This is a genomic window from Camelimonas fluminis, from assembly GCF_014656355.1.
Taxonomy (GTDB): Bacteria; Pseudomonadota; Alphaproteobacteria; order Rhizobiales; family Beijerinckiaceae; genus Camelimonas; species Camelimonas fluminis.
Window position 1 is genome coordinate 55,485 of sequence record NZ_BNCG01000005.1, and the last position, 21,406, is coordinate 76,890.

A 21,406-nucleotide genomic window follows, 5' to 3' on the forward strand; every position below is an offset into this window, starting at 1 on the left:
CGACGCCGAAGAAACTCTCCCGACTGGCCAGACGACGTCCGCGTCCGGGCCGGAATTGCAGCTCCGGCCCGGTCAATGCTCCCGCGGAAGCTGCAGGCTCAGCCGCAGATGCGCGCCACAGCGTCGGCCGGAGAAACCAGCTCGCGCTCTCCCGTGGCGCGGCGCTTCAGTTCCACCTGCCCGTTCGCGAGGCCCTTCGGGCCCACCAGAATCTGCCAGGGCGCGCCAATCAGATCAGCGGTGGCGAACTTGCCGCCGGCGCGCTCGTCGCGATCATCCAGCAGCACGTCGAGCCCACGGCCGGAAAGCTGGCGATACAGATCCTCGCAGGCGGCCCCGGTTGTAGAATCCCCTGCCTTGAGATCGAGAATCGCCACGTTGAACGGCGCCACGGCGTCCGGCCAGATAATGCCGGCTTCGTCGTGGTTCGCCTCGATCAGGGCTGCGACGAGACGACTCGGGCCGATGCCGTATGATCCCATGTGCACCGGACGCAACTGGCCGTCCGGCCCGGTGACGACGGCGTTCATTGGCTCGGAATACTTCGTGCCAAAATAGAAGATGTGCCCGACCTCGATGCCGCGCGCCGCAAGACGCTTGCCTTCCGGAACGGCGGCGAAACCCGCCTCGTCGTGCATTTCTTCCGTCGCGGCATAGAGCGAGGTCCATGTGTCGACCAGCTTCTGCAGGCCGGCGCGGTCGCCAAAATCCGTGTCGGCTGCTGGCGTGTCGAACGACAGATAATCACTGTCGCAGAACACCGCGCTTTCGCCAGTGTCGGCCAGGATGATGAACTCATGGCTGAGATCGCCGCCAATCGGCCCGGTGTCGGCCTTCATCGGCACCGCCTTCAGCCCCATGCGGGCGAAGGTGCGCAAATAAGCGGTGAACATGGCGTTGTAGGAGTGACGGGCGCCCTCCTTGTCCAGATCGAAGGAATAGGCGTCCTTCATCAGGAATTCACGCGAACGCATCGTGCCGAAGCGCGGCCGGATCTCATCGCGGAACTTCCACTGGATGTGGTACAGGTTCAGCGGCAGGTCCTTGTAGGAACGCACATAACCCCGGAAAACCTCGGTGATCATTTCCTCGTTGGTGGGGCCGTACAGCATCTCGCGCTCGTGGCGGTCGGTGATGCGCAGCATTTCCTTGCCATAGGCGTCATAACGGCCGGACTCCCGCCACAGGTCCGCGGGCTGGATGGTCGGCATCAGCAGTTCGACAGCCCCGGCGCGATTCTGTTCTTCCCGGATGATCCCCGTCACCTTGTTGAGCACGCGCAGCCCCAGCGGCAGCCAGGCGTAGATGCCCGCCGTCTCCTGGCGGATCATGCCGGCGCGCAACATCAGCCGGTGCGAGACGATCTCGGCTTCCTTGGGGTTCTCCTTCAGGATCGGAAGGAAATAACGGCTGAGACGCATGACAGCTCCGGACAGGCTGGGAACGGTGGGAATCGCAGGGAAGATCACACGCGCGCGGCGCAGAAGACAAGCGCCGCCAACGCCATGACGATACATGATTTGTCGCGCGACGTCGGCCAGGGCCCCATCTCCCTGCCGACACGCTTTCATTCAGAGAAACTGGCGCCCGCATGCTCCAGGCGCCGCACCAGGCGGGATGCCGGTTGCGGCAACCGAAACGCCGCGCCGCAATCTCGCAAAATCGAAATGACGGGCAAACGGCTTGCCGGACGCCGTCCAGGCAAACGCCGCCGCCTGGCGTCAGGAGGACCCGTCAGGTCAAAGCGTTGAGCGAAAGCCAGTCACGGCTTTCGCTCCGGCGCGAAAACCCGGCTCAGAGCGACAGATAGGGGTAGGCGCCATACAGGCCGGCGAACAGCACCGCGGAAACGACCGTTGTCCACAGCATCTTCCACCACAGCAGCGGCCGCGACGGCGCGCCAGGTTCGGAGCCCTCCACCACTTCGCCGCTCTCATGCTGGCTACGGACGCCAAACGGCAGGATCGCGAACAGCGTGATCCACCACATCACGAAATATATGGCGAGAGACAGGGTAAGGCTCATTCCGGCAATGACTTCCTGCGCTGGAGCGTGTTTCGTATGAAGGCGCCATGCTGGGCCGGGCCGCTTCGGGCGGTTTGGCCGTCATCTCCCGCCGGATGCGTCAAGCAGACCGACAGGGCGGAAACCGCCTTCACAAGACGGAACCCTGCCCCGCAGCTTCCGGACGAACCCGTTGTCAGGTCGTCCGGAACGCGCATCGGCGGCAGCGCGTTTTCGCACCGCAAGCGCCACGAAAACGTCTGCCTCGCCCCAGCCTGATCAGACCTGCTCGAGCTCAACCAGCGTGCCGCAGAAATCCTTCGGATGCAGGAACAGAACCGGCTTGCCGTGCGCGCCGATCTTCGGCTCGCCGCCGCCGAGCACCCGGGCGCCCTTGGCCACCAGCTGGTCACGGGCGGCGATGATGTCATCGACCTCGTAGCAGACGTGGTGGATGCCGCCGTCCGGATTCTTGTCGACGAACTTCTGGATGGTCGAATCAGCGCCCATCGGCTCAAGCAGCTCGATCTTGGTGTTCGGCAGCTCGACGAAGACCGTATAAACGCCATGTTCCGGCTGCGGCACCTTTGCGGAGACCGTCGCGCCAAGCGTCTCTTTGTAGACGCGCGTCGCCGCCTCGATGTCCTTGACGGCAATCGCCACGTGATTGAGTCGACCGATCATGCTGTTTTCTCCCTGACTGCGGCGCCTTCCGGCCGGGCGCAGCCCGCGCCGCCAGAAAACGCGTCAAACCGTGTTGAAGCGGGCCCCTGATCTGCTGCGGCCAGTTTCCCGATAAATGGCTTCCGGGCGGACAGCGGTCCGCGCCAGGCGATCTGCGCATCCCACGCCCCGCGCCGCCTGTCCATGCGGCCCGTTGGCGCCGGCCCGGCGGATCCAGAATACGCCGGTCAGACGCCGACGATCATCACGTGGCAAATCGGCTTCTTGCCCCAGATGTTGCGCAGCTCATTGCGCACCGCGCGCTCGACGGCGCTGGCGAACGCCCCTGAATCGCGCCGTTTGCGCGGCGGGAAATTGTCGATGGTTTCGTCGACGATCTCACCGATCAGCCCCGCCAGCTCCTCGCCCTGGGGCGATTTGGCCGGAACGCCGGCAATCTGGACCTCGGCCTCGCCGATGACATTGCCGCCGTCATCCACGGCGATGGCCACCGACACCACGCCAGCGAACGACAGTCGCCGGCGCTCCGCGATCGCTGGCTCCGTAGCGGGCACGACGATGTCGCCGTCCTTGTACTGGACGCCAGAAGGGATTTTGCCAACAACGCCGGCCCCGCCTTCGGCGATCGCCACCACGTCGCCGTTGAGGGCGCGGATAACAGTCGGCACGCCCTGGGCGCGGGCGAACGCGGCGTGCTCGGTGAGGTGCAGCGGCTCGCCATGGGCCGGAATCGCGATCTTCGGGCGGATCCAGCCATAGAGCTGCTCCAGCTCCCCGCGCCGGGGATGGCCCGAGACGTGGACCAGATGATCCCGATCCGTCAGAACCTCCACGTCCTTCAGCATCAGCCTGTTGATAATCTCGCCGACGGCGCGCTCGTTGCCCGGAATGGTGCGCGATGAGAAAATCACCCGGTCCCCGGGGGAAATTTTCAGCGCCGGGTGATCATCGCGAGCAATCCGCGACATGGCGGCGCGCGGTTCGCCCTGGCTGCCGGTGAGCAGCGCCACCACCTTGTTGCGCGGCAGGCGGGCCAGCGCATCCGGCGCGCGGAACGGCGGCAGGCCGCTGAGATAGCCGCATTCATCGGCCACCTGGATCACCCGGTCCATACCGCGGCCAACCACCACCACTTCACGACCGCACGCCGCCGCAGCCTCAGCCACCGAGCGGATGCGGGCCACATTGGAGGCAAAGGCCGTGACGCAAACACGGTTGCTGGCGCCGGCGATCAGGTCCTTCAGGGTGTGGGAAACATCCGCTTCGCTCGGGCTTGAGCCGGCGCGGACCACATTGGTGGAATCACACACCAGGGCCAGCACGCCCTCATCGCCAATCGCCTTCAGGCGCTCCACGTCCGTGGCGCGGCCAACAACCGGCGTGGCGTCCAGCTTCCAGTCGCCAGTGTGCAGCACCGTGCCGGCGGGCGTGCGAATGCAGAGCGCGTTCGCCTCAGGGATCGAATGCGACACCGGCACGAACTCGATGCTGAACGGGCCCAGGGTCAGAACGCCGCCCTGCTTGACCTCGCGCAGCGGAATCTTGGGCGCGTTGAACTCCGACAGTCGCCGCGCCTCCAGCAGGCCAAGCGAAAAGCGGGTGCCGTAGACTGGCACGCTGACCTGAGGCCACAACTGGGCGATGGCGCCGATATGGTCCTCATGGGCGTGCGTCACCACCAGACCAAGCAGGTTATTGCGGATCGAGTGCAAAAACTGCAGATCCGGATACACCAGATCAATGCCAGGGGTCGTGTCGGCCTGGGCGAAGCTCACGCCCAGATCCACCAGAATCCACTGCCGGTTCTTGCGCGGCCCGAAACCGTACAGGGCCGCGTTCATACCAATCTCGCCCAGCCCGCCAAGCGGCGCAAAAACGAGTTCCTCAACCGGCTGTGTCATGTGCATCAAATCCTTGCTGCGTTCTGCGACGCCCCGTCCTGCGGGCGCGCAGCCGCGGCCTCCCCCCTGAATGAACCCACGTCGCCAAATTGGACATCGCCTGCGGTAATGGTCCGCGCCTCGCCCGTGGGCAGGCGGACGACAAGCTGCCCGGCGGCGTCAATTGTCTCGAACACGCCGCGAATGACTTCATCGCCAAACTGGATGGCGACCGCGCCGCCGACGCCGTGCGCCCTGGACAACCACTCGTCCCGAATGCGCCTCATGCCCCGGGCGTTATCCCATAACGCGAAATATTCCAGCCATGTAGCTGACAATGCTTCAAAAACCGACGCAGCATTCACGTGCGCCCCGGCCTGTTGCAACGATGCCACGGCATAAGGCGCGCCTTCCGGCGCGGCCACCACATTGACGCCGACGCCAATGACCACCACGCGCCGTCCGCGCTGGAGCACCTCGCTCTCGAGCAACATGCCCGAGGCCTTGCCGCCATTGATCAGCAGATCGTTGGGCCACTTGACCCGGAGACTGTCCGCCAGATGCGGCGCGCAAACCCGGACTGCTTCGTGAAGCGCGACGCCAGCAACGAAACCGATCGTCGCGGTCATGCCCGGCTCACACTGGGGCTCGACCAGCAGGGACGCGGCCAGATTGCCTCGCGGCCCTTCCCAACTGCGGCCACGGCGACCGCGGCCGCCGCGCTGCTGCGACGTCACCACCCACAGATTGGCCTCGGCGCCGGCGCGCGCTCGCTCCATGGCGTCCGTATTCGTGGAACCCTCGACGACGTCAAAGGCCAGCAGCCTGTAACCTGTCGCTTCTGCCTGAGGCGCCAGTGAAAATCGCATGTATGTCGACGCCCCTTCCGGCTTGTGCAGCGCTTCCTGTCTGACTCCACCGGGCTGGAGCCATTCCCGCTCTATATGGATCGGGAACTGCTCCAGTTTCCTTGTTTTGAGCGAATTCTGATCGACCAGACGATTCCGTCTGGTCGGAAAGCGCTCTATGGCGATGTCGCGCTCCATGGCGCCCAGGAAACGGCGAGCCCGCCCTGCCTGACGAAGCAGCGGGCCGATGATCCCGGGCATCCCATCGTGTATGCCAGAGCCGCCCGGTCAACGCTACACCTGTATTTCATCTCACGACCGGCAAAGACGCCGGGTTGTAACGGGAGCGGAAGGCGCCGGACGCATGAAAAAGCGCGGCGTCATCGACGCCGCGCTTTTTCGAGTCCCGGAGCGGATCTGCCCGTCTGTCAGAACAGGGTCTTCGCCGCAGCGACCGCCACCACATTCAGCAGCGCAGGCGCCACGAAATAGCCAACCGTGACCACCGTCGACAGGGCAAGAACCACCTTGGCCGCAACGGGCATCGGGTCCAGCCCTTCCTTCGGTTCGTCAAAGAACATCACCTTGACGATGCGCAGGTAGTAGAAGGCGCCGACCACGCTGGTCAGGATGCCGAACACCGCCAGCAGCGTCAGCTTGGCCTGAATGGCGGCGGCGAAGACGTAGAACTTGGCGAAAAAACCGGCCAGCGGCGGAATGCCGGCCAGCGAGAACATCAGCAGGGCGAACAGATAGGCCATCGCCGGGCTCTGCTTGGACAGGCCCGCGAGATCGCTGATCTCCTCCACCGGCTGGCCATTGCGGCGCATGGCGACGATGCAGGCGAACACGCCCAGCGTCATCGCCACATAGATCGCCATGTACAGCAGCACGCCATAGACGCCCTGCTCCGTGCCGGCCGCAAGACCGACGAGGGCGAAGCCCATGTGGCCAATCGAGGAATAGGCCATCAGACGCTTGATGTTGTGCTGGCCGATCGCGGCGAAGGCGCCCAGCGCCATCGAGGCGAACGACACGAACACGATGATCTGCTGCCACTGGCCCGTGATGCCCGGGAAGGCGCTGACCAGCACGCGCACGGTGATGGCGACGGCGGCGACCTTGGGGGCGCTGGCGAGGAAAGCCGTGACCGGCGTCGGCGCGCCTTCATAAACGTCCGGCGTCCACATGTGGAACGGCACGGCGCTCATCTTGAAGGCAAGGCCAGCGGCCAGGAAGGCCAGACCGAAGATCACGCCGCTATGGGGAGCGCCCGTAACGGCGGCGGCGATGCCGGCGAACGACACAGTGCCGGTGAAGCCGTAGATCAGCGACGCGCCGTACAGCAGCATGCCCGAGGACAGGGCGCCCAGCACGAAGTACTTCAGGCCAGCTTCCGTCGAACGGACATTGTCGCGGTCAAAGGCGCAGATGACGTAGATCGCCAGCGACTGCAACTCCAGGCCGATATACAGCGCGATCAGGTCTCCGGCCGAGATCATCACCATCATGCCGGTGACGGAGAGAAGCACCAGCACCGGATACTCAAAGGCGCTGAGGCCGCGCTGGCGGAAATCGTCAAACGACAGCATCAGCGCGCCGGCGGCGCCGATCAGCGCCAGCACCTTCATGAAGCGGCCAAAACCATCCACCACGAAAGCGCCGTTAAAGGCGACGGTCCGTCCTTCCGGCTGCATCGCAACCAGTGCGCCCGCAACGATCAGCAACAGCAGCGTCATGCCATTGACGAAAGCCGTGGACCGGGGGCCGGCGAAAGCGCCGATGAGCAGCAGCGCAAGCGCGCTCCCCGCGAGCAACAGCTCGGGCAGGAACAACGGAAGCGCTGGAAAAATCGCTGCGGCGGTCATGCTTGCCTCAATGGGTCGCGAGCGCAGCCGTTTTCACGGCGGAAAGCGCTGCCTGGGTGTGCTTGAGAAGTTCTGCGGTCGGCGCGGCGAACACGTCGAGGATCTGGCCCGGCTGCACGCCATACCAGATGATCAGCAGGATCAGCGGGACAAAGATCACCACCTCGCGCACGTTGAGGTCCGTCATCTTGCGCAGGACGTCCTTCTCCATCGGGCCGAACACCACGCGGCGGAACAGCCTCAGGGCGTAGGCCGCCGACAGGATGACGCCGGTGCAGGCGAGGAACGCCACCCACGTGTTGGCGCGGAAGGTCCCAAGCAGCGTCAGGAACTCGCCGACGAAGCCCGAGGTGCCCGGAAGACCGACGTTGGCCATGGTCAGGATCAGCATGACGATGGCGTATTTCGGCATGCGCGAGACAAGGCCGCCATAGGCGTCGATGCGCAGGGTGTGCAGGCGGTCGTAAATCACGCCGACGCCGAGGAACAGCGCACCCGAGACGAGGCCGTGCGACACCATCTGGAACATGGCGCCCTGGACGCCCTGCTCGGTCATCGAGAAGATGCCCATGGTGACGAACCCCATGTGGGCGATCGACGAATAGGCGATGAGCTTCTTGATGTTCTCCTGCATCAGCGCGACCAGCGAGGTGTAGATGATCGCGATCACCGACATGGCGTAGACCAGCGGCGCGAAATACGCCGACGCGTCGGGGAACATGGGCAGCGAGAAGCGGATGAAACCGTAGCCGCCCATTTTCAGCAGGATGGCGGCCAGGATCACCGAACCGGCGGTCGGCGCCTCCACGTGGGCGTCAGGAAGCCAGGTGTGCACCGGCCACATCGGCATCTTCACCGCGAACGAGGCGAAGAAGGCCAACCAAAGCCAGATTTGCAGCTGGGGGCCAAACTTGTGCTGCAGCAGCGTCGGAATGTCGGTGGTGCCGGCCTGCCAGTACATGGCCATGATCGCCAGCAGCATCAGCACCGAGCCGAGCAGCGTGTAGAGGAAGAATTTGAAGCTGGCGTAAATGCGCCGGTCATGACCCCAGATGCCGATGATCAGGAACATCGGGATCAGGCCTGCCTCAAAGAACAGGTAGAACAGCACCAGATCGAGCGCGGCGAACACGCCGATCATCGTCGCTTCCAGGATCAGGAAGGCGATGAAGTATTCGCGCACCCGGTGCTCGATCGAATTCCACGACGCCAGCACGCAGAACGGCATCAGGAACGCCGTCAGCACGATGAAGGGCAGCGAGAAGCCGTCGACGCCAAGCTTGAAGCGGATGGTCTCCGCGATCCAGGCGTGGCTTTCAACCAGCTGGAACGTGGCGCTGGCCGTATCAAAGCGATGCCAGGCGACCAGAGACAGGATGAACGTCGCAACCGTGGTCGCCAGCGCGATCCAGCGCGCATTGGCGGCGACGGATTCCTTCGCGCCGCGCAACGCCAGGATCAGCAGTGCGCCGACAACCGGAATGGCGACCAGGCCAGAGAGGATGCCAAAGCCGAACATCAGTGGGCCCCTCCAACGAGGTACCAGGTAACGAGGATTGCAACGCCAATCAGCATGGCGAACGCATAGTGATAGAGGTAGCCGGACTGCAGCCGGACCGCCCGGTTGGCCACGTCAACCACGCGGGCTGACACGCCGTCGGGCCCGAAGCCGTCAATCAGCCAGCCGTCGCCCTTCTTCCAGAGGAAGCTGCCGATCCACTTCGCCGGACGTACGAACAGCACGTCGTAGATCTCGTCGAAGTACCACTTGTTGAGCAGGAAGCGGTACAGGATCGGCTGGTCGGCGGCGAGTTGCACAGGCAGCGCCGGGTTCTTGACGTAGAACCACCAGGCGACGACGAAGCCCAGGATCATCATGAGCATCGGCGACAGCTTCACCCACAGCGGCGCGTGGTGAATGTCGTGCAGGATATGGTTGTCCTTCGCCGTGAACAGCGCGCCCTTCCAGAAGTGCTCGTAGTTGTCGCCGATGAACGACCCGGCGAACGCCGCGCCCGCGACCAGCGCGCCGACCGACAGCACGGCCAGCGGGATCATCATGACCATCGGGCTCTCGTGCGGCGTGTGATCGCCGTGGCCGTGGTCATCATGGGCATGGGCCGCGTGCGCATGATCGTCATGACCGTGCGCGTCATGCTGCTTCCAGCGCGGCTCGCCGAAGAAGGTCATGAAGAACAGACGCCAGGAGTAGAACGAGGTGAACAGCGCGGCGATGACAACGCAAAGGAAGGCGTAGGTTGCCGCCGGCGAGTGCGAGACGAAGGCGGATTCAATGATCGCGTCCTTCGAATAATACCCGGCCGTGAACGGGAAGCCGGTCAGCGCCAGATTTCCGATCAGCATAGCGGTCATGGTGTACGGAATGTACTTCCGCAGCCCGCCCATGTTCCGCATGTCCTGCTCATGATGCATGGCGTGGATCACCGAACCGGCGCCAAGGAACAGCAGGGCCTTGAAGAAGGCGTGGGTGAACAGGTGGAACACGCCAGCGCCGAAGGCGCCGACGCCCAGCGCCACGAACATGTAGCCGAGCTGCGAGCAGGTCGAATAGGCGATGACGCGCTTGATGTCGTTCTGCACCAGGCCGACGGTGGCGGCGAAGAAGGCCGTGGTGGCGCCGACGACCGTCATCACCACGAGCGCCGTGGGCGCCAGTTCGAACAGCGGCGTCAGGCGGGCGACCATGAACACGCCGGCGGTCACCATGGTGGCGGCGTGAATGAGCGCCGACACCGGGGTCGGACCTTCCATGGCGTCAGGCAGCCAGGTGTGGAGCAGGAACTGCGCCGACTTGCCCATCGCGCCCATGAACAGCATGAGACAGGCAATGGTCATGGCGTTCCAGTCATAACCCAGGAAGTGGAACGTCTTGCCAGCCATCTCGGCGGCCTTCGGGAAGATCTGGTCGAAGGCGACCGATCCCGTCATCACGAAGACGATGAAGATGCCGATCAGGAAGCCGAAGTCGCCAACGCGGTTGACGATGAAGGCCTTCATGGCGGCGGCGTTGGCCGAGGGCTTTTCGTACCAGAAGCCGATCAGCAGGTACGAGGCCAGGCCGACGCCTTCCCAGCCGAAGAACATCTGCACCAGATTGTCGGCGGTCACCAGCATGAGCATGGCGAAAGTGAACAGCGACAGATAGGCGAAGAACCGCGGCCGGGACGGGTCTTCATGCATGTAGCCGATCGAATACAGATGCACGAGCGCCGACACGGTGTTGACCACCACCAGCATCACGGCGGTCAGCGTGTCGATCTTCAGCGCCCAGTCGGCGACCAGCCCGCCGGAGGTCATCCAGTTGACGATCGTCACGTGGACGGGGCCGGACTGGTACGCCACCTGCAAAAACACCACCCACGACAGAGCCGCTGAAACGAACAGCAGCGACGTGGTGACGATTTCGCTGGCGCGCGCCCCCATGATGCGGCCGAAGAGGCCTGCAATCAGAAATCCGGCAAGCGGAAGAAAGACGATCGCGTGATACATGACGGCCGTTCGTGCATGTGGACGGCCGCAGCTTGCGCCCCGCCGTCCTGTGGCTTGTTTCGGCGCCGCTTGCGGGGAAACTCCCCTGCCCGACAGATGTCAGGCGCTCGCGGCTCCGGCTCTGGAGCCGCGTCGCACCAGAGGCGCGACGCGGCGGATCCGTGGTTCCGCCGGCCCGGAAGCCGGCGGCGGGGCCTCAGCCCTTCAGCGTATTGACGTCCTCAACCGCGATGGAGCCACGGTTGCGGAAGAACACCACCAGGATGGCGAGGCCGATGGCGGTCTCGGCGGCGGCGACGGTGAGCACCATCAGCGCGAACACCTGACCCATCATGTCGCCAAGGAAGCTGGAGAAGGCCACGAAATTCAGGTTCACCGAGAGCAGGATCAGCTCGATGGACATCAGGATGACGATGACATTCTTGCGGTTGAGGAAGATGCCGAAAACGCCGAGCGTGAACAGGATGGCGGCGACGGTGAGGTAGTGGCCAAGTCCGATAATCATCTGGCTGATCTCCCTCAGAGGCCGCGACGGAAGGGAACCTTCCGCAGTTCGATAACATCTTCCTTGGTGCGGGCCACCTGACGGCTGACGTCCTGACGACGCACATTGGGCTTGTGGCGCAGGGTCAGCACGATGGCGCCGATCATGGCCACCAGCAGCACCAGACCGGCTGCCTGGAAGTAGAAGACGAAGTCCGTGTAGAGCACGCGGGCCAGCGCCTCGGTGTTGGTGAGCTGGGCGGCCGGCGGGATCGGCGAGGCCACGGTGCGCGGAACCCCGGCGGGGGCCAGCCAGGCGCCGATGATCATCACCAGCTCGGCCAGCAACACCAGGCCGACAAGGGCGCCCACCGGCATGTACTGCAGCGCGCCCTTCTTCAGCTCGGCGAAGTCGACGTCGAGCATCATGACGACGAACAGGAACAGCACCGCCACCGCGCCCACATAAACGATGATGAGCAGCAGTCCGAGGAACTCGGCGCCGAGCAGGATGAACAGCCCGGTGACGTTGGCGAACGTCAGGATCAGGAACAGCACCGAATGCACGGGATTGCGCGAGGCGATCACCATGAACGCCGAAGCGACGGCCACTGCTGAGAAGAGATAGAAGAAGACTGCTGCGGCGATCATCCGTCTGCGTCCTTGACAGCCTGCCCGGCGTCGGTTGCGGTTTCAGGTCCCGGTAAGGCCCTCAACCCGTCCTGGAGCGTTTTCCCGCAAGGCCCGTGGCGCCCTGCGCGCGGAAAGCGCGTCAATTCAAAACATGGAGCAAAACTCCGGTCCGGAATGAACGGGTTTTGCTGCGGGTGACCGCCCTGCCCGGACGCTGGCGCCGGACAGGGCGTGGAACTGACCTGGATTAACGGTAAGGCGCGTCCATCGCGATGTTGCGCGCGATTTCCCGCTCCCAGCGATCGCCGTTATCGAGGAGCTTCTGCTTGTCGTAGTAGAGCTCTTCGCGCGTCTCGACCGCGAATTCATAATTCGGCCCCTCGACGATGGCGTCCACCGGGCAGGCCTCCTGGCACATGCCGCAATAGATGCACTTCACCATGTCGATGTCGTAACGGGTGGTGCGGCGCGTGCCGTCATTGCGACGCGGCCCGGCCTCAATGGTGATGGCCTGGGCTGGACAGATGGCTTCGCACAGCTTGCAGGCGATGCACCGCTCCTCGCCGTTCGGATAACGGCGCAACGCGTGTTCACCGCGGAAACGCGGCGACAACTGGCCCTTCTCGAAGGGATAGTTGAGGGTCGCCTTGGGCCGGAAGAAATAACGCATCGACAGCGTGAACGCCGACACGAACTCCTTCAGAAACAACGACGACACCGCCTGGCCGATCGCCATGATCTTACTCCGTCAACGCCGCGCGAACTGAAGTCCAGCCCCGCGCAACCAGCTTGCGCCAGCAGCCCCCCCTGTCGGGGAAGAACCACCTGGAGCGTCTCCCGGCGAGGCGGACAACGCCCCGTTTCAGGAAAACGCATTCACTCAAAGACCCCTGCCGACAGCCACGCCAAGCGCGAAACCGGCGAGCGGCAGGATCACGAGGGAGGACCAGACCATCCGGCGGATCGTCGCCAGGCGCTTCTGGAACTCCAGTTCATCGGGAGACGGACCTTCCGCCTCCGTTTCCTGGTCGATCGCCCGGCGGATCAGCGCCTGGGCGACCAGAATTTGCACGACCGCCATCATCAGACCGATGGCGGCGCCGGCGATGGCCGCCGGCGTCAGCAACTGCATCATGCGCCCGGGGCGAACCCGGTGAAGTGCAGGAAGAACGCGACCAGAACCACCATGATCAGCGAAATCGGCAGGAACACCTTCCAGCCCAGGCGCATCAGCTGGTCGTAGCGGTAACGGGGAACCATCGCCTTCGCCATCGCGATCAGGAAGAAGAAGAACGACAGCTTGAGGATGAACCAGACGACGCCCGGCACCCAGGTGAACGGCGGCAGGTCAACCGGCGCGGACCAGCCGCCCATGAACAGGATGGCGCCCATGGCGCACATGGTCAGGATGGCGATGTACTCGCCCAGCATGAACAGCAGGTACGGCGTGGACGAATATTCCACCATGAAGCCCGCGACCAGCTCCGACTCGGCTTCGGCCAGGTCAAAGGGCGGGCGGTTGGTTTCCGCGAGGGTCGAGATCAGGAAGACCACGAACATCGGGAACAGCGGAATGATGTACCAGTTCAGGAAGGTGAGTTGCGGCGCGCCCAGCAGCGAAGCCAGACCGCGCGCCTGCTGCGCCTCGACAATGCCCGACAGGTTCAGCGTGCCGGCGCACAGCAGCACCGTCACAATGACGAAGCCAATCGAGACCTCGTAGCTGACCATCTGCGCCGTGGCGCGCAGCGCCGACAGGAACGGATACTTCGAGTTCGAGGCCCAGCCGGCCATGATGGTGCCGTAAACCATCAGCGACGAAATCGCCAGGATGAACAGGACGCCAACATTGATGTCCGCAACCACCCAGCCGGCGTTGACCGGCACCACGGCCCACGCGGACAGCGCCAGAACGCCGGTGATCAGCGGCGCCAGCAGGAACAGGCCCTTGTTGGAGCCCGCCGGTATCACCGGCTCCTTCAGCACGAACTTCAGCAGGTCGGCGAACGATTGCAACAGACCGAAAGCCCCCACCACGTTGGGGCCGCGCCGCAGCTGCACCGCAGCCCAGATCTTGCGGTCGGCGAGTAGGTAGTAAGCCGTGAACAGCAGCAGCGCCACCAGCAGCACAACGCTCTGCAGGGCGATGAGCAGGACGTGCAGGAGACCATCCCAGAAAGACATCATGGCTCCCCTTACTCAGCAGCCTGGGCGACGGCGCCGCGCGCCAGCGCTGAACATTCGGCCATGACGGCCGAAGCGCGGGCGATCGGATTGGTCAGATAGAAATCAACGATTGGGCTGGCGAACGGCGCCGGCCCCATCTGGGCGATGGCGGCGGCGATTGCCGGAAGCTCCAGCGCGCCAGCGGCGATCTGGTTGCGATCCGCCATATGCGGAACCTCGGTCACAAGCGCCTCGCGCAGCGCGCCAAGATTGTCATAGCCGAGGCGATGGCCCAGCACGTCCGACAAGGCGCGGATGATCGCCCAGTCCTCGCGGGCGTCGCCCGGCGGGAATGAGGCTCGATCCGCCACCTGCACCCTGCCCTCGGTGTTGAGGTAGGTGCCGGACTTCTCCGGATAGGCGGCGCCTGGCAGGATGACGTCAGCGCGGTGCGCGCCGCTGTCGCCGTGGCTGCCCTGGTAAATGACAAATGCGCCCGGGGCGATCTCGATCTCGTCGGCGCCGAGCAGATAAACCACATCGAGCGCGCCGGCCGCAGCCATCTGCTGCGCCGTCAGTCCACCCCCGGCAGGGAAGAAGCCCACGTCGAGCGCGCCAACGCGCGCCGCCGCCGTGTGCAGGATGCTCAGGCCGTTCCAGTCGTCGCCGACAGCGCCAACGTCGACGGCCAGTCGCGTGGCGGCCGCCAGGACGGCTGCGCCATCAGCGCGGGCCAGGGCGCCCTGTCCGATAATGATGAGCGGCCGCTGCGCCTGACGGAGCACCTCGACGAAGCCGTGCGCGCCATTGGCCAGATCGACCAGCGTCTGCGCTCCAGCGCCAAGCTGCTCGGCGCGGTAAGTCAGGTCCATCGCCTCGCCAACATAGGCGACCGGCAGATTGCCCGCCAGCCAGCGCTTGCGGATACGGGCGTTGAGCACCGGCGCTTCGCGGCGCGGGTTGGAGCCGATCAGCAGAACGGCGTCCGCGTCCTCGACGCCGGCGATTGTGGCGTTGAACAGATAGCTGCCGCGACCGAAGGCCGGGTTGAGCTGCGTCCCGTCCTGGCGGCAGTCGAGGTTGGGCGAACCCAGCGCCTGCATCAGCTGACGCAGGGCAAAGATCTCCTCGACGGCGTTCAGATCGCCGGCGATCGCGCCAATGCGCGAAGGCTGCGTCGCCTTCACCTTCTCCGCGATCAGCGCGAAGGCCTCGCTCCAGGAGGCCGGGCGCAGGCGGCCGTCCTCGCGAACGTAGGGCCGGTCGAGGCGCTGGGTCTTGAGGCCGTCCCAGATGAAGCGGGTCTTGTCGGAGATCCACTCCTCGTTCACGTCCTCGTTGACGACCGGCAGGATGCGCATGACCTCGCGACCGCGCGTATCAATGCGGATGGCCGAACCGGCGGCGTCCATCACGTCCACGGACTCGGTCTTGATCAACTCCCACGGCCTGGCCTTGAAGGCGTAAGGCTTCGACGTCAGGGCACCGACCGGACACAGGTCAATGACATTGCCCTGAAGCTCCGAACCCATGGCGTGTTCGAGATAAGTGGTGATCTCCATATCCTCGCCGCGACCGATGGCGCCGAGGTCACCGACGCCCGCCACCTCATTGGTGAAGCGCACGCAGCGGGTGCAATGGATGCACCGGTTCATGGAGGTGCGAACCAGCGGGCCGATGTACTTGTCTTCGACAGCGCGCTTGTTCTCATGGAAACGGCTGGAGTCCACGCCATAAGCCATGGCCTGGTCCTGCAGGTCGCACTCGCCGCCCTGGTCGCAGATGGGGCAGTCCAGCGGGTGGTTAACCAGCAGGAACTCCATCACGCCCTCGCGGGCCTTCTTGACCATGGGCGATTTGGTGAAGACCACCGGCGGCTCGCCGTTTGGCCCCGGACGCAGATCGCGCACGCCCATGGCGCAGGAAGCCACCGGCTTCGGCGGCCCGCCCTGCACCTCAACGAGGCACATGCGGCAGTTGCCGGCGATGGACAGCCGCTCGTGATAGCAGAAGCGCGGGATCTCGGCGCCAGCGGCCTCACAGGCCTGGAGTATGGTGTACTCCGGCGGGACCTCGATCTCTTTTCCGTCGACAATCAGCTTCGGCATGGCTTCCTTCCGTCTCAGGCGACGTTGGGCCGTGGGAGCGCTCCGGCTTGCCGGGTATACGCCCTAGTCTTTTTGTTTCCGCGCCTTCCCTGAGCAGAATCCGCTGTCGGGAAAGCGCCTGGATGATTGCGCCGGCCAGAAGGTCGACGCGAAAACTCCCAGCCGGTTATTCGGCCGCGACCGGAACCGGATCGATATGCGGATTTGCCGCGTACTGATCGATTCGCTTCTCGATTTCCGGTCGGAAATGGCGGATGAGGCCCTGGATTGGCCAGGCGGCCGCGTCGCCAAGGGCGCAGATGGTGTGCCCCTCGATCTGCTTGGTGACGTCAAGCAGCATGTCGATCTCGCGCTTCTGGGCGCGGCCTTCGGCCATGCGGTTGATGACGCGCCACATCCAGCCGGTGCCTTCGCGGCACGGCGTGCACTGTCCGCAACTCTCGTGCTTGAAAAAATACGAGAGGCGGGCGATGGCGCGGATTACGTCGGTGGACTTGTCCATCACCAGCACGCCGGCGGTGCCGAAGCTGGAGGTCGCGGCGCGACAGCCGTCAAAATCCATGATCAGGTCATCGCACAGATGCGCGGGAATGATCGGGCACGAGGCGCCGCCAGGAATGATGCCCAGCAGATTGTCCCAGCCGCCGCGCACGCCGCCGCCATGACGCTCGATCAGCTCGCGGAACGGAATGCCCATCGACTCTTCCACCACACACGGCGTGCCGACGTGGCCGGAGATGCCAAACAGTTTGGTGCCGACGTTGTTGGGGCGGCCGATGCCGTTGAACCAGTCGGCGCCCCGACGCAGGATCGTGCCTGCGACGGCGATCGACTCAACGTTGTTCACGGTGGTCGGGCAGCCGTAGAGACCCATGTTGGCCGGGAACGGCGGCTTCAGCCGCGGCATGCCCTTCTTGCCTTCAAGACTCTCCAGCAGCGCGGTTTCCTCGCCGCAGATGTACGCGCCGGCGCCGTGATGCACATAAAAATCAAACGGATAGCCGTGAGTGTTGTCAGGGCCGATGAGCCGCGCCGCATAGGCTTCGTCAACGGCGCGCTGCAGCGCCTCGCGCTCGGCGATGAACTCACCGCGAATGTAGATGTAGGCCGCGTGGGCGCCCATGGCGAACGAGGCGATCATCGCGCCTTCGATCAGCAGATGCGGATCGTGACGCAGGATCTCACGATCCTTGCAGGTGCCAGGCTCGGATTCGTCGCCGTTGATAACCAGATAGTGCGGACGGTCGCCCGTCTGCTTCGGCATGAACGACCATTTCAGCCCGGTCGGGAAGCCCGCGCCGCCACGGCCGCGCAGGTTCGACTTCTTCATCTCGTCGATGATCCAGTCGCGCCCCATTTCCAGCAGGAACTTGGTGCCGTCCCACGCGCCGCGACGCTGGGCGGCCTGGAGGCTCGCCGGCTGCAGGCCGTAGACGTTGGTGAAGATCCGATCCTTGTCCGACAGCATGGCCTCAGTCCTTCTGTGCGAACCTGGCGCGCCAGGCGCCGACGACCGAACCGTCGTACAGCGACGGGTCCGTCAGGGAGGTCAGCTTGCCGCCGGCCGGCTCAGCCGCGTGACGCCCCTGCTGCGGGCCCGGCTTGACCGGACGTCCAGCCGCCAGATCCTTCAGCAGGTTGATCAGGATCTCGGGCGTCAGATCTTCGTAATAGTCGTCGTTGATCTGCACCATCGGGGCGTTGCAGCAGGCGCCCAGGCACTCGACCTCAAGCCACGAGAAATTGCCGTCGGCGGAAACCGTGCGCTCCGGCCCGACAAATCCACGCAGGGCCTCGCGCAGGTCATGCGCGCCGCACACCATGCAGTGCGTCGTGCCGCAAAGCTGAACGAAAAAACGCCCAACCGGCTCCAGCGCGAACATGGTGTAGAAGGTGGCGATCTCGAGCACGCGAATGTAGTTCATGCCGAGAATGCCGGCGACGTGCTCGATGGCGCGCTGCGGCAGCCAGCCGCCAGCCTGCGCCTGGGCCCGCCACAACAGCGGAATCACGGCGGAGGCCTGACGGCCTTCCGGGTATTTGGCGATCTGTTGGCTCGCCCACGCGGCGTTTTCCGGCGTGAAGACGAATTCTGCCGGCTGTACTTCGGGCGGGGCCAGACGACGTACGCTCATGACTTACGCAAATCCCTTGCTGACGCCAGCAACCTGGCTTTCAGGACGCGGGCCGGTCACCGGTCCACCTCGCCAAACACGATGTCGATCGACCCCAGGATCGCCGAGACGTCCGCCAGCATATAGCCGCGAGACAGGTGATCCATGGCCGCCAGATGGGCGAAGCCTGGAGCCCTGATCTTGCAGCGGTAAGGCATGTTGCCGCCATCCGCCACGAGATAGACGCCGAATTCGCCCTTGGGGGCCTCGACCGCCGCGTACACCTCGCCCGCCGGGACGTGATAACCCTCGGTGTACAGCTTGAAATGATGGATCAGCGCTTCCATCGACCGCTTCATGTCGCCGCGCTTTGGCGGCGTCACCTTGTGGTCCTGGGTCAGCACGGGTCCCTGCCCGTCCGGCGCACGCAGCTTGTCGATGCACTGGCGCATGATGCGGACGGACTGGACCATCTCTTCCATGCGCACGCAGTAGCGATCGAAGCAGTCACCGTGCTTGCCGACGGGAATGTCGAAATCCATCTCTTCGTAGCACTCGTAGGGCTGCGCCTTGCGCAGATCCCACTCAGCGCCGGCGGCGCGCACCAGCACGCCGGAGAAGCCATGCGCCCAACATTCATCCAGCGTGGTCGGCGAAATATCGACAGTGCGCTGCTTGAAAATACGGTTGCCGGTGACCAGACGGTTGAGATCGTCAACAGTTTTCAGGAACGGGTCGCAGAAAGCCTCGATGTCGTCGATCAGATCCGGCGGCAGATCCTGGTGCACGCCGCCCACGCGGAAATAGTTGGCGTGCATGCGCGCGCCACAGGCCCGCTCGTAGAAGATCATCAGCTTCTCGCGCTCCTCGAACCCCCACAACGGCGGGGTGAGCGCGCCAACATCCATCGCGAAGGTGGTGACGTTGAGCAGATGCGACAGGATACGGCCAATTTCCGAGTAGAGCACCCGGATCAGCTGACCGCGCCGGGGAACCTCGATGCCCATCAGCTTCTCCACCGCGAGGGCGAAGGCATGCTCCTGGTTCATCGGCGCCACGTAATCGAGGCGGTCGAAATAGGGGGTCGCCTGGGCGTAGGTCTTGTATTCGATCAGCTTTTCGGTGCCGCGATGCAGCAGACCGATATGCGGATCGACGCGCTCGACCACCTCGCCGTCAAGCTCCAGCACCATGCGGAGCACGCCGTGCGCGGCCGGATGCTGCGGGCCGAAGTTGATCGAAAAATTGCGGAGCTGGTGTTCGCTCATGACGCTTTCCCCGAACCCTTCTGCTCCGAAGCCTTCTCATCGCCCGGCAGGACGTAGTCCACGCCCTCCCATGGCGACAGGAAGTCGAAACGGCGAAACTCCTGGCGCAGGGCCACCGGTTCGTAGACCACGCGCTTCTGCGCGTCGTCGTAACGAACCTCAACAAAACCGGTGAGCGGAAAATCCTTGCGCAGCGGATGCCCCTCGAAACCATAGTCGGTCAGCAGACGACGCAGGTCCGGATGGCCAGAGAAAACCACGCCGTACATGTCCCAGGTCTCGCGCTCATACCAGTTGGCGGCGGGAAACACCTCAACCAGCGACGGCACCGGCGCCTGTCCGTCGGTCTGCACCTTCAGCCGGATGCGGGCGTTCAGGGTTGGCGACAGCAGGTGATAGACCACGTCGAAGCGCCGCTCGCGCTCCGGATAGTCGGCGCCACATATGTCAATCAGACAAACGAAGCGCAGATCGGCGGAGTCACGCAGCTTCAACGCCACGTCGACGATGTGGCCAGAATCCACTTCGAGCGTCAGTTCGCCGAACGCCGTCCGGGCCGCCACGCCGTCGTCGCCGACGACCTGGAGAACCCGCGCGCCGAGAGCCTCGGGATCGACGCCCGTCTGGCCCTCGACTGTCTGATTGAGGCTTGCCTCTGCCATCATCCGTCCAATCACACCTGCAACCGGTTGCGACCGGAGGCCAAAGCCGCCTCCCGCCGCGTTGCCGGGCCGGGGCGCCGCCGCCGGCCGTGGTCGTAAGTTCAGCGCTCGATCGTGCCCGTGCGGCGGATTTTCTTCTGCAACAGCAGGATGCCGTACAGAAGCGCCTCCGCCGTCGGCGGGCAACCCGGCACATAGATATCAACCGGCACAACCCGGTCGCAGCCACGCACCACAGAATAGGAATAGTGATAATAGCCGCCGCCGTTGGCGCACGACCCCATGGAAATGACGTAACGCGGCTCCGGCATCTGGTCATAGACCTTGCGCAGCGCCGGGGCCATCTTGTTGCACAGGGTGCCGGCAACGATCATGACGTCCGACTGGCGCGGGCTGGCGCGGGGCGCGAAGCCAAAACGCTCGACGTCGTAACGCGGCATCGACGCCTGCATCATCTCCACGGCGCAACAGGCCAGACCGAAGGTCATCCACATCAGCGAGCCGGTGCGGGCCCACTGGATCAGTTCGTCGGTCGAAGTGACAAGGAAGCCCTTGTCAGCCAGCTCGTCGTTGATGCCGGAAAAGAATGGATCATTGGAGCCGACCGGCTTTCCGGTCGCCGGATCAATGATTCCACGCGGAGCCGGCGCGATCGCCGGGGTGGAGTCGCCAATCAATCCCATTCGAGGGCTCCCTTGCGCCATTCATAGGCGAAACCGACCGTCAGCACCGCAAGAAACGTCATCATCGACCAGAAGCCAAACGTACCCACTTCCTTGAAGCCGATGGCCCAGGGGAACAGGTAGGCGACCTCAAGGTCAAAGATGATGAAGAGAATGGCGACGAGATAGAAGCGGATGTCGAACTTCATGCGGGCGTCGTCAAACGCGTTGAAGCCGCACTCGTACGCCGACAGCTTTTCCGGGTCGGGGTTCTGGAACGCCACCAGGAACGGCGCCACCAGAAGCGCAAGTCCGATGACCAGTGAGACGCCTATGAACACCACGAGGGGAAGATAGTCGTTCAGCAAGCTGTGCATTCTGCACCCAATCCTTCGCGGCCGCCTGCGGCGCTCACGCGTCGCTTTCACCCGGCAGATTCCGCTGCGATCCGCTCCCTGAAAGGGGGCCGCCGATGGCCCGCACCTTGGAACAGTTCGTAGCTGCGAGGGCAGGCTT

Annotated in this window: 19 protein-coding genes and 1 pseudogene; all 20 read right to left on the reverse strand. The window is 64.4% G+C overall.

Annotated features, from left to right (window positions below):
* Positions 1 to 98: 98 nt before the first annotated feature.
* The 20 genes and pseudogenes from proS to IE243_RS08690 all read right to left on the reverse strand — a co-directional run bounded on the left by proS (position 99) and on the right by IE243_RS08690 (position 21,267).
* Positions 99 to 1,421, reverse strand: coding sequence for a proline--tRNA ligase (gene proS / locus IE243_RS08595; RefSeq protein ID WP_191318957.1), 1,323 nt, complete (start codon positions 1,419 to 1,421; stop codon positions 99 to 101).
* 373 nt (positions 1,422 to 1,794) lie between these two features.
* Entirely contained in the window at positions 1,795 to 2,025 is a 231-nt protein-coding gene (locus tag IE243_RS08600; protein WP_191318958.1) for a DUF1467 family protein, read from the reverse strand.
* Between the two features lie 258 nt (positions 2,026 to 2,283).
* Positions 2,284 to 2,688, reverse strand: a complete 405-nt coding sequence (gene mce / locus IE243_RS08605; protein WP_191318959.1) for a methylmalonyl-CoA epimerase — start codon at positions 2,686 to 2,688, stop codon at positions 2,284 to 2,286.
* 227 nt (positions 2,689 to 2,915) lie between these two features.
* Positions 2,916 to 4,589, reverse strand: coding sequence for a ribonuclease J (locus tag IE243_RS08610; RefSeq protein ID WP_191318960.1), 1,674 nt, complete (start codon positions 4,587 to 4,589; stop codon positions 2,916 to 2,918).
* A 5-nt stretch (positions 4,590 to 4,594) separates the two neighbouring features.
* Positions 4,595 to 5,677 carry a biotin--[acetyl-CoA-carboxylase] ligase gene (locus IE243_RS08615; RefSeq protein WP_308432025.1) on the reverse strand — a complete coding sequence of 361 codons (1,083 nt, stop codon included), beginning with the start codon at positions 5,675 to 5,677 and terminating at the stop codon, positions 4,595 to 4,597.
* Between the two features lie 167 nt (positions 5,678 to 5,844).
* A complete protein-coding gene (gene nuoN / locus IE243_RS08620; protein WP_191318961.1) occupies positions 5,845 to 7,284 on the reverse strand; it encodes an NADH-quinone oxidoreductase subunit NuoN in 1,440 nt (479 codons plus the stop codon).
* Positions 7,285 to 7,291: 7 nt separating this feature from the next.
* Positions 7,292 to 8,803 carry an NADH-quinone oxidoreductase subunit M gene (locus IE243_RS08625; protein WP_191318962.1) on the reverse strand — a complete coding sequence of 504 codons (1,512 nt, stop codon included), beginning with the start codon at positions 8,801 to 8,803 and terminating at the stop codon, positions 7,292 to 7,294.
* Positions 8,803 to 10,794 carry an NADH-quinone oxidoreductase subunit L gene (gene nuoL / locus IE243_RS08630; protein ID WP_191318963.1) on the reverse strand — a complete coding sequence of 664 codons (1,992 nt, stop codon included), beginning with the start codon at positions 10,792 to 10,794 and terminating at the stop codon, positions 8,803 to 8,805. The genes IE243_RS08625 and nuoL overlap by 1 nt, the downstream gene beginning before the upstream one ends.
* Positions 10,795 to 10,990: 196 nt before the next feature.
* On the reverse strand, positions 10,991 to 11,299 hold the full coding sequence (gene nuoK, locus IE243_RS08635) for an NADH-quinone oxidoreductase subunit NuoK (RefSeq protein ID WP_132005589.1): 309 nt from the start codon (positions 11,297 to 11,299) through the stop codon (positions 10,991 to 10,993).
* A gap of 14 nt (positions 11,300 to 11,313) precedes the next feature.
* The gene (locus tag IE243_RS08640; protein ID WP_191318964.1) at positions 11,314 to 11,928 is read right to left on the reverse strand and encodes an NADH-quinone oxidoreductase subunit J; all 615 of its coding nucleotides are present in this window, start codon (positions 11,926 to 11,928) and stop codon (positions 11,314 to 11,316) included.
* Positions 11,929 to 12,157: 229 nt separating this feature from the next.
* Positions 12,158 to 12,646 carry an NADH-quinone oxidoreductase subunit NuoI gene (gene nuoI / locus IE243_RS08645; protein ID WP_373301620.1) on the reverse strand — a complete coding sequence of 163 codons (489 nt, stop codon included), beginning with the start codon at positions 12,644 to 12,646 and terminating at the stop codon, positions 12,158 to 12,160.
* Between the two features lie 144 nt (positions 12,647 to 12,790).
* Positions 12,791 to 13,045: a hypothetical protein gene (locus tag IE243_RS08650; protein ID WP_191318965.1), complete on the reverse strand. Its 255-nt coding sequence runs from the start codon at positions 13,043 to 13,045 to the stop codon at positions 12,791 to 12,793.
* A complete protein-coding gene (gene nuoH / locus IE243_RS08655) occupies positions 13,042 to 14,094 on the reverse strand; it encodes an NADH-quinone oxidoreductase subunit NuoH (protein WP_191318966.1) in 1,053 nt (350 codons plus the stop codon). Before nuoH ends, IE243_RS08650 begins: the two co-directional genes overlap by 4 nt.
* 11 nt (positions 14,095 to 14,105) lie before the next feature.
* A complete protein-coding gene (gene nuoG / locus IE243_RS08660) occupies positions 14,106 to 16,184 on the reverse strand; it encodes an NADH-quinone oxidoreductase subunit NuoG (RefSeq protein WP_191318967.1) in 2,079 nt (692 codons plus the stop codon).
* Positions 16,185 to 16,350: 166 nt separating this feature from the next.
* A complete protein-coding gene (gene nuoF / locus IE243_RS08665) occupies positions 16,351 to 17,652 on the reverse strand; it encodes an NADH-quinone oxidoreductase subunit NuoF (RefSeq protein WP_191318968.1) in 1,302 nt (433 codons plus the stop codon).
* A 7-nt stretch (positions 17,653 to 17,659) separates the two neighbouring features.
* Positions 17,660 to 18,319: pseudogene (gene nuoE / locus IE243_RS08670) on the reverse strand (NADH-quinone oxidoreductase subunit NuoE); the annotation flags it as partial.
* A gap of 56 nt (positions 18,320 to 18,375) precedes the next feature.
* Entirely contained in the window at positions 18,376 to 19,566 is a 1,191-nt protein-coding gene (locus tag IE243_RS08675; RefSeq protein WP_191318969.1) for an NADH-quinone oxidoreductase subunit D, read from the reverse strand.
* Complete coding sequence (locus IE243_RS08680; RefSeq protein WP_244643005.1) at positions 19,563 to 20,228, reverse strand: NADH-quinone oxidoreductase subunit C; 666 nt, start codon at positions 20,226 to 20,228, stop codon at positions 19,563 to 19,565. The genes IE243_RS08675 and IE243_RS08680 overlap by 4 nt, the downstream gene beginning before the upstream one ends.
* A 101-nt stretch (positions 20,229 to 20,329) precedes the next feature.
* Complete coding sequence (locus IE243_RS08685; protein ID WP_191318971.1) at positions 20,330 to 20,911, reverse strand: NuoB/complex I 20 kDa subunit family protein; 582 nt, start codon at positions 20,909 to 20,911, stop codon at positions 20,330 to 20,332.
* On the reverse strand, positions 20,902 to 21,267 hold the full coding sequence (locus IE243_RS08690; RefSeq protein WP_191318972.1) for an NADH-quinone oxidoreductase subunit A: 366 nt from the start codon (positions 21,265 to 21,267) through the stop codon (positions 20,902 to 20,904). Before IE243_RS08690 ends, IE243_RS08685 begins: the two co-directional genes overlap by 10 nt.
* Positions 21,268 to 21,406: the final 139 nt, after the last annotated feature.